Here is a 13,632-nt window from a genome sequence, read left to right on the forward strand (position 1 = left end):
CGGCGCGAACGTGACGAAACGCGGGCACCGGGTTTGCGGCGATTGCCGTTCAGTTATCGAGCAGCAGTTTCAGGTCATGAATCCATGGTGTCGAACCCTGCCCGTCACGTGCATAGAGGCGCAGCTTGCCGTTCTGGTCGAAGACGAAGCTGGCCGCCGTATGGTCGACCGTGTAGCTGTCCGGCGTCGCGCCCGGCACCTTCTGGTACACGATCCGAAACGCCTTCGTAACTTGCTGGAGCTGCGCGTTGTCGGCCGGGCGCAGTCCGAGAAACGTCGGGTTGAACGCGGCCATGTATTGCGCCAGGATCGGCGCGGTATCCCGTTGTGGATCGACGGTCACGAACAGAACCTGGACGTGCTGCGCGTCGGGTCCGAGCTGTTGCATGGCCTGCGACAGCTCGGCCAGTGTGGTCGGGCAGACGTCCGGGCAGTGCGTGTAGCCGAACATCAGGACGACGACCTTGCCCTTGTAGTCGGCAAGCGAGCGCGTTTTGCCGTTCGTATCCACGAGCGTGAAGTCGTGCCCGAACTGCGTATTGCCGGTGATGTTCAGGTTCTGGAAGGCCGGCGCCTGCTGCTGGTTGCAGCCGGCGAGCAAGGCACCGCCCATCGAGCAGGCGGCGATGAGCGCAACGGTAGTGACACGGGCCGCCCAGCATCGGCGGCCCGCAATGAACGGGCGCGGGAAAGTTGATCTGTGGTTCATGACAGCCGATGTCGTTTTCTGTCCAGGTCGTACTTCGACTCTCGCGTATGCGTGCCGGGCCAGCCCGCAGGTCGTGAAGCGGGCTCCGCATGGCGGCGCGAGAAAGTAGCAGACGCGAAGCCACCGCGCGGAATGGCGCGGCTTCACGTCAGGCGCTTACGGGTTCGAGAAACGGAGCACGGGTGGCGCACGGGGGCGCCCGGCGGGGAAGCGGCCAGGTGGCGTATGACGGAGAGAGAGCGTCGTTGCCACTGCGCCTATGAGCAGCAGCACGAGCAGCGGCCGTGACGGCGGCACGGCGGGCGGTGCGGCATGGTCCGCGAGCAGATCGCAGTAGCCGCACGCCGCGAGTACATCGGCCGGGCCACTATGAACTGCGCGGCCGGAGACCGGCATGGCCGAGCACAGCGGCGTGTTGCCTGGGTCGTGCAGACGTGCGGACACGACCAGTTGACTGACGAGCGGCGCAAGCACGACCGACCACATGGCAATGAAACCAAGCCATGCGGTCAGGTGGTTGCGGGAGCGGGCCGTCATGTTCCGGTATCGGTCAGGCGTTGGGTTGGGACGAGGCTCGCGCTGTGTCCCTGAACGCAATACGGTCGAGCAGCCAGACCGCGATCAGCGTCATCCCCATGAGCGGAAACACGATGCCGAGCGCGACCAGCGCGATTTTCCAGCCGCGCATCGCTGGCGCGCGCAAGTCTCTTGCCGGCGCGCCGAGCGAACGCGCGGGCCGGCGTTTCCACCACATCACGCAGCCGGTCGCGGCCAGCCCTGCGATGCCGAGTGACAGCACGGTGCAGATGATCTGGTTGGCGAGGCCGAAATAGCGGCCCATGTGCAGCGCCGTGGTGTATGAGATCACCTTGCTGACGACGCCGTAGTCCTGATAGCGGATGTCTTTCAGGACCGCTCCGCTGTACTGGTCGATGTAGATCGTGTGTTCGCCCTTCGGATCGACAGGGAAATACGACACGACGTACACGCCGTCCCGCGATTTCGGCAGCAGGATGTCGTAGCCGTCCTCAAGTCCCTCCGCACGCATCTGCGTGACGATCTTGCCGAGCGACAGCGGATGGACGCCGGGCGAGCCCGCATCAGGCGAATCCGGTACGCGCACGGCGCCCACCGCCCAGGGCACCTGGGGCAGCGGCGTGTCGTCCATCGTCATGCCGGGCATCGAACCCATATCGGACGCCATTGCATGGGCAGGCGGCGAAGCGGAGCTGCCGGCAGCCTTGCCGGGCAGCTTCGAGTGCAGCGGCAGGCCGCCACCCCATGCGCCCCGCGGCGAGCCGAGCCCGGCGCTGGTGGCGAGCTCCTTGAAGTGCCTGCCCCACGAACCCGTCCACGGCAGGCCGGTCACAACGAACGCGAGCGCGCCGACGGCAAACCAGATGCCGAGCGTCGCGTGAATGCTCTTCCACAGCGGACGCCCGCGCAGCCGTAAATCCGGTTTCAGCGCCGGTCCCAGACGGGTCTTGCCGGCCGGCCACCACAACGCGACGCCGGTGCCGATCATCACGAGCGTCCAGCACGCGACCAGTTCCATCAGCAGTTCGCCGGGCTTGCCGAGCAGCAGCTTGCGGTGGATCATCCGGTCGACCTGCATGAAGCGGCTGTCCACGTCGAGTGTGCCGAGCGGTGCGCCGTCGTAGGGGTTCAGATACACGCTTTCCTTGCGCCCGTCCGGCAGCCGGGCGATGAACTCGGTGCTGCGGTCCGCACGCGACGCGATGCGGACCGTCGTCACGACGGCGGCCGCCGGCAGTGCGGCGCGGGCGTCGGCGAGCAGCGTGTCCGCGTCGAGACGCGGCGTTGTCTGCGGCGCGACGACGAGCCGGTGCGGATACAGCAGCGGTTCGATCTGCGGCTGGAAGCAGTAGATCGTGCCGGTGATCGCCAGCACCACGAGAAATGGCATCACGAACAGGCCGGCGTAGAAATGCCAGCGCCAGAGCGTGCGGTAGCCACGGGTTCCGGCTGCGGGGCCGGTCACGGATTCAGGACGTGGATTCATCGTGCGTCACCTCTTTCAGTACTTCGCCTGAACGCCTACAAAAGCCATGCGCGGCGGCGACAGCGTCTGCGTGTACGGCGAATTGTAGGTCCAGGTGTTGTCGGTGTAAGTCCGGTTCGTCAGATTGTCGATTGCCAGCGTCACGTCGATGGCATGGGTGACGTGATAACGCGCGCCGATGTCGAACACCGTATTCGAGCCCTGCGTATGGGTTCCGGTGGAGATCGAACTTGCGTAATTCATGCGGCCGATGTAGTGCGCCTGGGCCGTCAGTTCGAGCTGGCTGAACGGCGTCCAGGTCACGCCGAAATTGCCCATCAATCGCGGGATGCCCGCGATCTGCACGCCGAGCGGCGTATTGCTGGTCGTGCTGGTCAGGGTCGCATCGGTCCACGTGAACGAGCCGTTAAAGCCCAGTTGCGGCATGACCCGGTACGAACCGATCAGCTCGACGCCGCGCGAGCGTTCGTTGCCGGCGTTGCTGTAGAAGTTGCAGGTGGTGCCGGACGAACCCGCGAGGAAATCGCGGCAGAGTGCCTGCTGATAGGCAGACGGTGCGCCCGATGCCGGGCTCGTCGTCGACAGGATCGCGTTTTTGATCGAGTACGAAAAGTAGGTCGCGCTGAGATCCAGCGGGCCGCGGTCGTAGTCGAGGCCGATTTCGCGTTCCAGCATGTTCTGCGGAACCAGCGACGGGTCGGCGATCGACGGCGTCGATGCGGCGCTGCCGTAGGAGCGCAGCGTATTGTTCAGGCCCGGCCCGCGGAAGGTCCGGTTCAGCGACGCGCGCAGCGACAGCTCGTCGGTGACGAAGTAGCGGGCCGAAATGCTCGGATCGAAGCGCGTCACGGTCGTGCCGCCGCCGAGCTGAGGATTGTTGCCCTCGGTGGAGGCGATGCTGCTGGAGAACCGGTCGACCCGTGCCGCGAGCGTGATCAGCAGCGGATCGATCGGCGCGATACGGGTTTGCAGAAACAGGCCGCTATAGCTCTGCACACCGCTGCCGCCGACCGACGCGGCCAGCGTGCCGGTGGGTGCTCCAAACACGGTCGGCGTGTTGTAGATCAGCTCGCTGTCGGACGCGCTCAGGCGCCGGTAGTCGACGCCCACCTGAAAGTCGCGCCATACCTTGCCGATCGTGCGCGAATACATCGTCGAAAAGCCGACTTCATGGTAGCTCTGGTCGCCATGCTGCGTGTAATACTGGTCGATGCTGTCGCCCGCCTGCGCAGCCGGCAGGCCGGTCAGCGTGGCGGGCAGGGACAGGCATCCGCCCGAAGCTTTCCAGTAGCAGCTCGCGCCGTTGTATTTGTCGAAGCTGACTTCCTGAGCCCAGGCGCTGGCAGTCACCGAACTGTGTTTGTCCAGTTTCTGCGTAAAGCTGGTGGCGAAATCCGGACTGGTTTGCCGGTTCCTGCCGTACTGGTACGAGATCTCCTCGTCGTTGATGTGATAGCCGAAGCGGATGTAACCCGTCAGGCTCGCCCACGGATGCAGGTAGGTGATCAACTGGACATTGGTGTCGCGCGTCCAGATCGGCCCCTTGTTCGGGAAGCGCCAGAGATACTGTGCCGGCGTCAGTTGATAGCCGTGCGAGTCGAGCTGGTCGACGGAGAAATTGAAGGCCAGCTTGTCGTTGACCTTGAAGTTCTGGTTCAGCGAGGCCGAGCGCGTGCCGAAGCTGCCGTAGCTGGCTGTGACGGTGCCCGAGTTGTCGGTCGGTTTCTTCGTCACGATATTGATCACGCCGCCGACCGCCATGTTGCCCCACACGACCGAGCCGCCGCGCACGATCTCGATGCGGTCGACGTTGGCGAGCGGCACCTTGTTCCACTGCACGGTGCCGTAGAAGGGGTCCATGATCGGCACGCCGTCGAGCAGGACCAGCACCGTGACATTGCCGAGGCCGCGCATACCGAGCGACTGGCCGGTCGGGTCCTTGGACGTCGCGGGCACGGTACTCAGGTTGATGCCGGCGACGTTGCGCAGCAACTGATCAACGGTCTGGGCCGGGCTGGCTTCGATGTCCTTGCGCGTGATGATCGTCGTGCTCTGTGGAATTTCCGCGAGCGTGGCGTCGTCGCGGCTGGCGCTGACGACGATTTGTGGCAGCGTGGCCGTGTTTTCCGTGTTTTCCGTGTTGTCTGCCAGTGCAGCCTGCACAGGCAGAAGCAGCGCCAGCGAAGTGGCGAGAATGGTTAACTTCATGAGTTCGTTTTTTCGATTCGTGACAAGACATACCGTCTGCGTGCGCGACGGCGGCACGACGCGTTCAGGCGTCGTGAACTGACTGGCTTGCGATCAGGAAAAAACGGGAGGGGCGCGCGGTTTTCCGGATGGGAAAGCGCCTAGAGGAGTAAAGCGAGTGGACAGCACCGCTACGGCAGCAAACACAACCATTATCACAAACGGCGGCACCACGGGCGGCATTGATGGAATCGCAATGTGGTCGGCCAGCAGGTCGCAATAGCCGCACGCGGCGAGCATGTCACTTTGGCTGTGCGTGCTGTGTTGCGACATATCGCCGGGCATCGGCACGACAGAGCAGATCGGCGCATCGTCGAGATTGTGCAGATGTGACGACACCACCAGTTGACTGACGAGCGGCGCAAGCACGACAAGCCACATGGCGACGAGGCCAAGCCATGCAGTCAGGTGGTTGCGGGATCGGGCGAGCATGGAGCACAGGCAGAAACAAGTAGTAACAGTTTATCACCTGAACAGCGTCCGGTCGCTTGCAGAAGTCGGTGTAAGACACAACAACCAACGGCTATCTGCTAATCTCGCACTCGTTGCACAAGTAGTGCGTGGACCACGCCGCGCGGTGTCGAACGCGTTGCACCGAAAACCGCTACGGCGATCGCATTTTTCTCGTGGAATGAGATAACTCTAACTGGCGCGACGGTACGGTCGCTGCTCTTCGGCTGGGAGGCTTCAGTGCGATCTTGTTCGCTATGACGGCCACGGGCTTACCACCACGAAGCGCCTATGTGGCTCCTAGCCCAAAAGGCGATCAAAGGGAGGGGCAATCGAAATCTGTCACAACCCTTTGCCCCACAAGATCTTTCGTGCCATTGTCTAGCTTTACGAGAGGCTTGACAACGGCCATTTTTTATCGGTACGCGTCGCGCGAGGCGTCAGGCGACGCGTTCGTCGCCGAGCGTCGCGTCGTCGTCGGGCATCATGTGGCGGCCGTGCTGCTTGGTCAGCAGGTCGCGATAGATGCCGGGGCGGTTGCGCAGCTGTTCGGGCGAGCCGTCGTCGATCACCTTGCCGGTGCTCATCGCGATGATCCGGTCGAAGTTGCGCAGCGTCGAGAGCCGGTGCGCGATCGCGATCACGGTGCGGCCGACCATCAGCCGGTCGAGCGCGGCCTGGATCGCTTCCTCGGACGCGCTGTCGAGCGCCGAGGTGGCCTCGTCGAGCAGCAGGATCGGCGCGTCCTTGAGGATCGCGCGCGCGATCGCGATGCGCTGGCGCTGGCCGCCGGACAGCTTCACGCCACGGTCGCCGACGATCGTGTCGTAGCCGTCGGGCATGGCCTCGATGAATTCGCTGCAGCGCGCGTCGCGCGCGGCGGCCAGCACTTCCTCGCGGCTTGCCTCGGGGCGCCCGTAGGCGATGTTCTCGTAGATCGAGCGGTGCAGCAGCGAGATGTCCTGCGGCACCAGCGCGATCTGCTGGCGCAGGCTGTCCTGCGTGATCGCCGCGATGTCCTGGCCGTCGATCTTGATCGCGCCCTGCTGGACGTCGTAGAAGCGCTGCAGCAGCGCGAGCACGGTCGACTTGCCGGCGCCCGACTTGCCGATCAGCCCGACGCGCTGGCCCGCCTCGATGCGCAGGTCGAAATGGTCGAGGATCGGCCGGCGGCCCGGATAGGCGAACGTGACGTGCTCGAACTCGACGCGCCCGCCGCTCGGCTTCAGCTCGGTCGCGTCGGAGCGGTCCGGCATGCCGTGCGGCTCGAGGATCGTCTTGACGGCCTCGGCGAGCCGCGCGATGTGCTGCGTGACGTCCACCAGCGCGACCGCCAGGTCGCGCGTGCCGTGCAGGATCGTGAAGCCGAGCGAGCTGACCAGCACGATGTCGCCCGAGGTCGCCTTGCCCTGGTCCCAGAGCAGCAGCGCCCAGCCGAGCAGGCCGGCCGACAGCATCGCCGTGATCACCGCGTGCAGCAGCCGCAGCTTTTCGAGGTAGAGCAGGCTCTGCTGGCGCGCGTCCATCTCGGCCTTGACGGTCTGGCCGAAGCGCTTCTGCTCGCGCAGCGTCATGCCGAACGCGCGCACCATCGCCATGTTGCCGATCACGTCGACGAGCTCGCCGTCCACGGCCGCGGCCTTGGTCGCGAACGCATGGTGGCGCGCCGAGCCGCGCCCGGCCAGCTTGAACAGCACGATCGCGAGGACCGCCGAGCAGGTGAACAGGCCCAGCGCCATCATCGGATTGACGACGATGATCATGACGATCGCGCCGGCCACCGCGATGCACGGCGGCAGCACGTTCCACGCCATGGTGTTCTCGGACGTGTAGACGGCGTTCGAGGTGGCCGTGATCCGGCTCGCGAGCGTGCCGGGCTGCTTTTCGGCGTAATAGGTCGGCGAGTGGCCGCTCAGGTACTGGAACAGGTCGCGGCGCAGGTCGCCCGTGACGGCGACGAACGTATGCGCGGCGACCCAGCCGCCGATGCGCCAGAGCAGGTTGTCGGCCGCGATCAGGCCGACCAGCAGGCCGAACGCGGCCCACAGCGGCCCCGGGTGATGGCGGCCGCCGGCCAGCACGTCGATCAGGTGCTTGATCGCGTATTGCGAGCCGAGCGCGCAGCCGACGGCGGCCAGCACGCTGGCCAGCACGATCAGGTGGGCGACGGGATGCTTGCGGATGTAGCGAAACAGAAACGCAAGAGGGTGGCTCGCATAGCTCGAGAGCTTCGCGTTGTGGGCGTTGCGCTGGGCAGGTGTGAGAGCTTCCAAAATTTGTGCGTGTGGTCGAAACGGAGGTTAAGCGGCGCGCGCGGTGCGGACAGCGTGCCGCGATGGTCCACGAAGCGGACGAAAGCCGGCATTGTAAACAAGCCCGGAGTTTGTGCCGCACCCGATCGCATCCGATCGAGCTACGGTCTGCGATCCATTTTGGGATAAAATCCGCCGGCTCGCATGCTTTCCGCGCGGCACGCGCGGACGTCGGGAATCGTCGAAACGAAAAGGCGACGCCGACCAGTCAGGTTGCCGCGGCGCCGCCAGCGATGGTCCTACTCTAATTCCGCCTTGAAAATCCAAGGGTTGCAAAATGTTGCGCCTTTGTAACAAGGTAAAGTCTTTGAAATGTTCCGCGCCGGGGCTTTTGTTCGGTCTGATAATGGCCCTCGGGCTAACCCTGAGTCATTTTTACAGGATGCCCGGTGCCGATTCCCGCAGGATGAAGGAAATTTTACGGGATGCTGTCAACGGCGCGCGGCACCCTGCGTTGAATGCAAGTGCGCCGTCAGCAGGCGGCGCCTCGTTACCGCGAGCCGGTCGTTTTTTGTCCGACGTTTTGATCAGTCCGGCTCGCCGGACGGCAAGGCTTACGGTTGATCCAGCCTGACTTTTTGCCGATATTTTAGGAGTTACTCAGATGCGAATCGCTCAAATCGCTCCGTTGCACGAGGCGGTTCCCCCGAAGCTGTATGGCGGTACCGAACGGGTGGTGTCCTACCTGACCGAGGCACTGGTCGAGATGGGGCATGACGTGACGCTGTTCGCCAGCGGCGATTCGCAGACGTCCGCGAAGCTCGAAGCGTTCTGGCCGCAGGCCCTGCGCCTCGACCCGACGATCCGCGACGTGATGGCCCCGCACATGCTGCTGCTCGAGGAAGTGCGCCGCCGCGCGGACGAATTCGACGTGCTGCATTTCCACATCGACTATTACCCGTTCTCGCTGTTCTCGCGCCAGCCGGTGCCGCACGTCACGACGATGCACGGCCGCCTGGACCTGCCGGAACTGCAGCCGATCTTCAATACGTTCAACACCGTGCCGGTGGTGTCGATCTCGGACAACCAGCGCATTCCGCTGCCGCAGGCCAACTGGCAGCCGACCGTCTATCACGGTCTGCCGGAAAACCTGCTGACGCCGCCGAAGGACGCCAAGCCGGGCTACCTCGCGTTCCTTGGCCGCATCTCGCCGGAAAAGCGCGTGGACACCGCGATCCGCATCGCCGAGCAGGCCGGCATGCCGATCAAGATCGCCGCGAAGCTCGACAAGGCCGACCGCGCCTATTACGAAGAGAAGATCAAGCCGCTGTTCGCGCTGCCGCACGTCGAGTACATCGGCGAGATCAACGAATCGCAGAAGTCCGAATTCCTCGGCAACGCGCACGCGCTGCTGTTCCCGATCGACTGGCCGGAGCCGTTCGGCCTGGTGATGATCGAGGCGATGGCCTGTGGCACGCCGGTGATCGCGTTCAAGCGCGGCTCGGTGCCGGAAGTGATCGACAACGGCGTGTCGGGCTTCGTCGTCGAAGACGAGATCTCGGCGATCGCCGCCGTCAAGCGGCTCGACACGCTGCCGCGCGAGAAGGTGCGCGGCGCGTTCGAATCGCGCTTCTCGTCGAAGGTGATGGCCGCCAACTACGTGAAGGTCTATGAAGAGCTGCTGCGCCAGAACCGCCGCACGGTGCTGCGCGAAGTCAACGCGAACTGATCGCATGCAGTAACGCGCCGGCCGGTCCGGCGCGTTCCGACGCCCCGCAGGGTTTGCCCCGCGGGGCGTTGTCCATTGGGGCGCGCCGGTGTTGTATCCGCGCCGCGCGGCCGGTGCGTTTGACGGCAATGCGACGGGTTTCGTCTGACGCGGCAGGTCATGCCCCTATAATGGCCGTGCCGTAAAATCCGGCACCAGCGAGATCGACAGGAGAGAGGTTTTGGCGAGAACGAAAATCACGCGCGCGAGTCCGGCCCCCGGAGCCGGCGTCATTTTCGCGTTGCGCGCGATCGGTCTCGTGCTGTTCGTTCGCTGGCTGCACGCGATGGCGCAGATGGATTGGTCGACGCTGTCGACCATGGCGTCGTCGCCGTGGGCCTGCGTGAACCTGGTGTTCCTGTTCCTGCTGATGACGCTGCCCGGCGCCGCCGCGCGCGCCGAGCGGCCGAGCCACCCGCTGCCGCAATGGCTGCGCCAGGCGCTGCGCCTGTTCGCGCTGCTCGGCTTCCTGTTCGCCGCCTGGTCGGTCGGCGCGTTCGTCTGGTTTGCCGGCTGGCGCCGCGCGCTGCACGCGGTGATCGCGAGCAACGGCTGGCTGTTGGCCGCGCCGGTGCTCTACGCCGCCGTGGTCTGGATCTGCCGCCCGCAGCCGCTCTGGCGCACCAATATCGCCGCGCGCCGCTTCGCGATCGGCCGCTACGCGATCTCGCTCGACGTGCTGACGCGCACCGTGGTCGTCTGGATGGAAAGCCGCAAGGTCGGGCAATACGATGCGCGCGAGCTGGCGATCCGCTGGCCGCGCGGCACCGTGCTGCCGCCCGCGGCAGTGGGTGAACCGCAGGCTGCCGTCGTCCCGGCCGAGGTGGCGCCGCTTGCGCCGGCGGCGGCTGAACCGGTTGCGCCGGTTGCACGGGTTTCGCAGGCCGGGCCGGAGGCCGCGGTCGCGCCGAGCGGCGTGGGCACGGCGGCCGGCAACGGCAACACATCCGATGCCGTCGTCGGTCATGCGGCCGATCATCCTGTTGCTCACGCAGCCGGGCCGGATTCGGGCGAGGGCGCGGTGCCGTCGAACCGTTCTTCGAACCTCGAACCGGCGCCCGTCGACGCAAATTCCGGGCCCGTGCCGGCCCCTGCCGTCGCAGAAGCGGCTGCAGAAGCGGCCACCCCAGCCGGGCCGAAACCGGCCGAGCCGGATCCCTCCCGACCCGGCGTGCCGGCGACCTCGGACATGCCGCGCGGTCGGCCGTTCTCGCGGCCGAAGGTCGAACTGCTCTGGAATTCGCCGGCGGCGGTCGGCCACAACCGCAAGATCGTGATGCGCGCGCCGCTCGCGACCGAGGGCGATCGCGCCGCCGCGCGCGCGCTCGATGCGACGCTGCGGCAGTTCGGCTGACGCCTGTCATGTGGCACGATCGCCTCGCGCAGCGGCGGTCCGGCCGTCTCCCCGATGGTCTTGCCCGCCGCACCGCGCATGCATGGCACGACAGTCGCGCCCGCCGGCGCGCCCGAGAAAGGACATCCCGATGATCATCCACTGGCTGCTGGCCGCGATCCACCTGAGCGCGTTCGGCCTCGCGCTGGCCGCGAGCGCTACGCGCAACCGCGCGTTCAAGCGCGTGGCCGCCGCGCCGGTCACGCAGGTCGCCGACCTGAAGGCCGTGTTCCGCGCCGACACGGGCTGGGGGCTGACGGCGCTGGTGCTGCTCGTCACAGGGCTGATGCGCGCGTTCGGCGGCTTCGAGAAGGGCAGCGCCTATTACCTGCACGAGCCGCTGTTCCATCTGAAGATGACGGCCTTCGTGATCATCCTGATCCTCGAAATCCGGCCGATGAGCGCGCTGTGGCGGTGGCGCGCGACGGTGCGGCGCGGCGAGCTGCCCGACGTCGCGCGCGCGTTCACTTATTCGCGTATCTGCCATGCGCAGGCCGCGCTGATCATCATCATCGTGTTCGCCGCCGCCGGCATGGCGCGCGGCGTCGGTGCCGGCTGAGGCGGCTGCGGCGGCTCGGCTTTGCCGTGCCGACCGCGGCGGCGGCCGGACAGGCCGACCTGTCCACGCCCGTCAAGAAGTGCGATGATTCGACATCCGACCGCCGTGTGCGCCACGCCGCCGCGGCCCCGTCCATCAAGGGATTGGGGGAAACATCAGTCATCGGATGACTTGTGACGCAGTATAATGGCCGCGCCATTTCGATCTGATCCGCTTCCCGTCGGGTCGGATCTCTATTTTAAGGATAAGGCCCCATGTCCGTGCCCGCGCTTCCCGTGCCCCCGCGCCGCCGCGCCCGCAGCCTCGCCCAAGACGTCGTCGACGCGCTGAGCTCGCAGATCGAGAACGGCGCGCTGCGTCCCGGCGACAAGCTGCCGACCGAGACGGAAGTGATGGCGACGCAGGGCGTGAGCCGCACGGTGGTGCGCGAGGCGATCTCGCGGATGCAGGCGAGCGGCCTGATCGAGACGCGCCACGGGATCGGTAGCTTCGTGCTGGCGCCGGAGCGGCGCCGCACGCTCGGCATCGATCCGGCCACCATTACCACGCTGCGCGACGTGCTCGCCGTGCTCGAGCTGCGCATCAGTCTCGAGAGCGAATGCGCGAGCCTCGCCGCGCAGCGCGCCAACGACGCCGACCTCGGCTCGCTGCGCCGCGCGCTCGACGCGATCGCGCAGAGCGCCTCGGGCGGCCGCGACACGGCCCAGCTCGATTTCCATTTCCACCTGCAGATCGCCCAGGCCACCGGCAACCGTTATTTCGTCGACATCATGACGCAGCTCGGCACCTCGATCATTCCGCGCGCGCGCGTGAATTCGGCGCGCTTTGCCGGCGACGATCTGGAGCGCTACGTCGGGCGCCTGAACCACGAGCACGAGGCGATCTTCGAGGCGATCGCGCGGCGCGATCCGGAGGCGGCGCGCGCCGCGATGCGCACCCACCTGACCAATAGCCGCGAACGGCTGCGTCGCGCGCACGAAGCGGCCGAAGCGGGCCGCGACGGCGCCGACTGACGGTCCGGTCCATCTCGGCGGCGCGTCACCGGACGCGCCGCCGGGATAGGAAACAAGCGTAGGCGGGCCGCGCCGGGGCCGCCGTCCGCGATATGCCTGCATGAGGCGAGGCCGGCGCGGCTAGGGGTTCTCGCCGAGTAGCCTAAAACGTCAGTCATCGTATAAGATCGCGGTTTCGCGCTTCGATGCATCCGCATCGGCGCCTTGCCACCTGCTTCGACTCGCCATCCAGAGAGGATTCCGCCGTGACTTCGCCGACTTCCACGACCGCCAAGCCGTTCCGCCGCCTGCTGCTGACCGGCGCCGCGGGCAATCTCGGCCGCCAGCTGCGCGCCGCGCTCGGCGACTGGGCCGACATCGTCCGCGTCAGCGACATCGCACCGCTCGGCGAGGTCGCGCCGCACGAGGAAGCGGTGGTGGCGGACCTGGCCGATCGTGCGGCCGTCAACGCGCTGGTTGAGGGCGTGGACGCCGTGATCCACCTCGGCGGCATCTCGGTGGACGCGCCGTTCGACGCGCTGATCGAGGCGAACATCCGCGGCGTCTACAACCTCTACGCGGCCGCGCACCAGTTCGGCGTGCGCCGCATCGTCTACGCGAGCTCGAACCACGTGGTCGGCTTTCATCCGGTCACCGAGGTTGTCGACGTCGATTCGCCGCAACGTCCCGATTCGCTGTACGGCGTCACGAAGTGCTTCGGCGAGTCGCTGTCGCGCTACTACTTCGACCGCTTCGGCCTGGAGACGGTGTGCCTGCGGATCGGCTCGTCGTTCGAGGTGCCGAAGAACCCGCGCATGCTGGTCACGTTCCTGAGCTTCCGTGACTTCATCGAGCTGGTGCGCTGCTCGCTGATGACGAACCGCGTTGGCCACGCGATCGTCTACGGCGTGTCGGACAACCGCACCAAGTGGATCGACAACGCCAAGGCCGCGTTCCTCGGCTTCCGCCCGCAGGACAGCTCGGCGCCGTTCGAGCATCTGTTCCCGTCGACCGGCCCGGACCGCAATCTCGACGATCCGGCGCAGCGCTACCAGGGCGGTGGCTTCGTGGTGGGCGAACCGCAGGGCGAGCCGAAGCTCACGAACTGAGGCGGCCAGAAACAAGCAACCCGCCGGTCGCGTGAGCGGCACGGCGGGGCGGGGCACCACCGCGCGCGAGGCGCGCGGCGGCGCGAAGACCCGGCAGACGGCGCCCGTCGCATTGCGCGACGGGCGCCGT

11 protein-coding genes are annotated in these 13,632 nt (G+C 66.4%); 5 read left to right on the top strand and 6 right to left on the bottom strand.

Annotation, left to right across the window (positions count from 1 at the left end):
• Nucleotides 1-49 precede the first annotated feature (49 nt).
• The 6 genes from BpN12_RS20020 to BpN12_RS20045 all read right to left on the bottom strand — a co-directional run bounded on the left by BpN12_RS20020 (nt 50) and on the right by BpN12_RS20045 (nt 7,702).
• Nucleotides 50-613, bottom strand: coding sequence for an SCO family protein (locus BpN12_RS20020; protein WP_246797943.1), 564 nt, complete (start codon nt 611-613; stop codon nt 50-52).
• Between the two features lie 252 nt (nt 614-865).
• Nucleotides 866-1,246, bottom strand: coding sequence for a DUF2946 domain-containing protein (locus tag BpN12_RS20025; protein WP_246797198.1), 381 nt, complete (start codon nt 1,244-1,246; stop codon nt 866-868).
• A 13-nt stretch (nt 1,247-1,259) separates the two neighbouring features.
• Nucleotides 1,260-2,732, bottom strand: coding sequence for a PepSY-associated TM helix domain-containing protein (locus BpN12_RS20030; RefSeq protein WP_246797199.1), 1,473 nt, complete (start codon nt 2,730-2,732; stop codon nt 1,260-1,262).
• A gap of 15 nt (nt 2,733-2,747) precedes the next feature.
• Nucleotides 2,748-4,940 (bottom strand): TonB-dependent receptor, encoded by a 2,193-nt coding sequence (locus BpN12_RS20035; RefSeq protein WP_246797200.1) that lies wholly within the window; start codon nt 4,938-4,940, stop codon nt 2,748-2,750.
• Nucleotides 4,941-5,033: 93 nt separating this feature from the next.
• Nucleotides 5,034-5,411: a DUF2946 domain-containing protein gene (locus BpN12_RS20040; RefSeq protein WP_246797201.1), complete on the bottom strand. Its 378-nt coding sequence runs from the start codon at nt 5,409-5,411 to the stop codon at nt 5,034-5,036.
• A 458-nt stretch (nt 5,412-5,869) separates the two neighbouring features.
• Nucleotides 5,870-7,702: an ABC transporter ATP-binding protein gene (locus tag BpN12_RS20045; protein WP_246797202.1), complete on the bottom strand. Its 1,833-nt coding sequence runs from the start codon at nt 7,700-7,702 to the stop codon at nt 5,870-5,872.
• Between the two features lie 643 nt (nt 7,703-8,345).
• Here BpN12_RS20045 and BpN12_RS20050 point away from each other — a divergent pair.
• The 5 genes from BpN12_RS20050 (at nt 8,346) to BpN12_RS20070 (ending at nt 13,502) form a co-directional block, all read left to right on the top strand.
• Complete coding sequence (locus BpN12_RS20050) at nt 8,346-9,410, top strand: glycosyltransferase family 4 protein (protein WP_042624252.1); 1,065 nt, start codon at nt 8,346-8,348, stop codon at nt 9,408-9,410.
• 220 nt (nt 9,411-9,630) lie between these two features.
• Entirely contained in the window at nt 9,631-10,803 is a 1,173-nt protein-coding gene (locus BpN12_RS20055) for a hypothetical protein (protein WP_246797203.1), read from the top strand.
• Between the two features lie 130 nt (nt 10,804-10,933).
• A complete protein-coding gene (locus BpN12_RS20060; RefSeq protein WP_246797204.1) occupies nt 10,934-11,401 on the top strand; it encodes a DUF2214 family protein in 468 nt (155 codons plus the stop codon).
• A gap of 254 nt (nt 11,402-11,655) precedes the next feature.
• Complete coding sequence (locus BpN12_RS20065; protein ID WP_055138221.1) at nt 11,656-12,414, top strand: FadR/GntR family transcriptional regulator; 759 nt, start codon at nt 11,656-11,658, stop codon at nt 12,412-12,414.
• A gap of 245 nt (nt 12,415-12,659) precedes the next feature.
• Nucleotides 12,660-13,502 (top strand): NAD-dependent epimerase/dehydratase family protein, encoded by an 843-nt coding sequence (locus BpN12_RS20070; protein WP_246797205.1) that lies wholly within the window; start codon nt 12,660-12,662, stop codon nt 13,500-13,502.
• Nucleotides 13,503-13,632 lie beyond the last annotated feature (130 nt).

Origin of the sequence: Burkholderia perseverans, assembly GCF_022870505.1 — a bacterium.
Lineage (GTDB): Bacteria > Pseudomonadota > Gammaproteobacteria > Burkholderiales > Burkholderiaceae > Burkholderia > Burkholderia plantarii.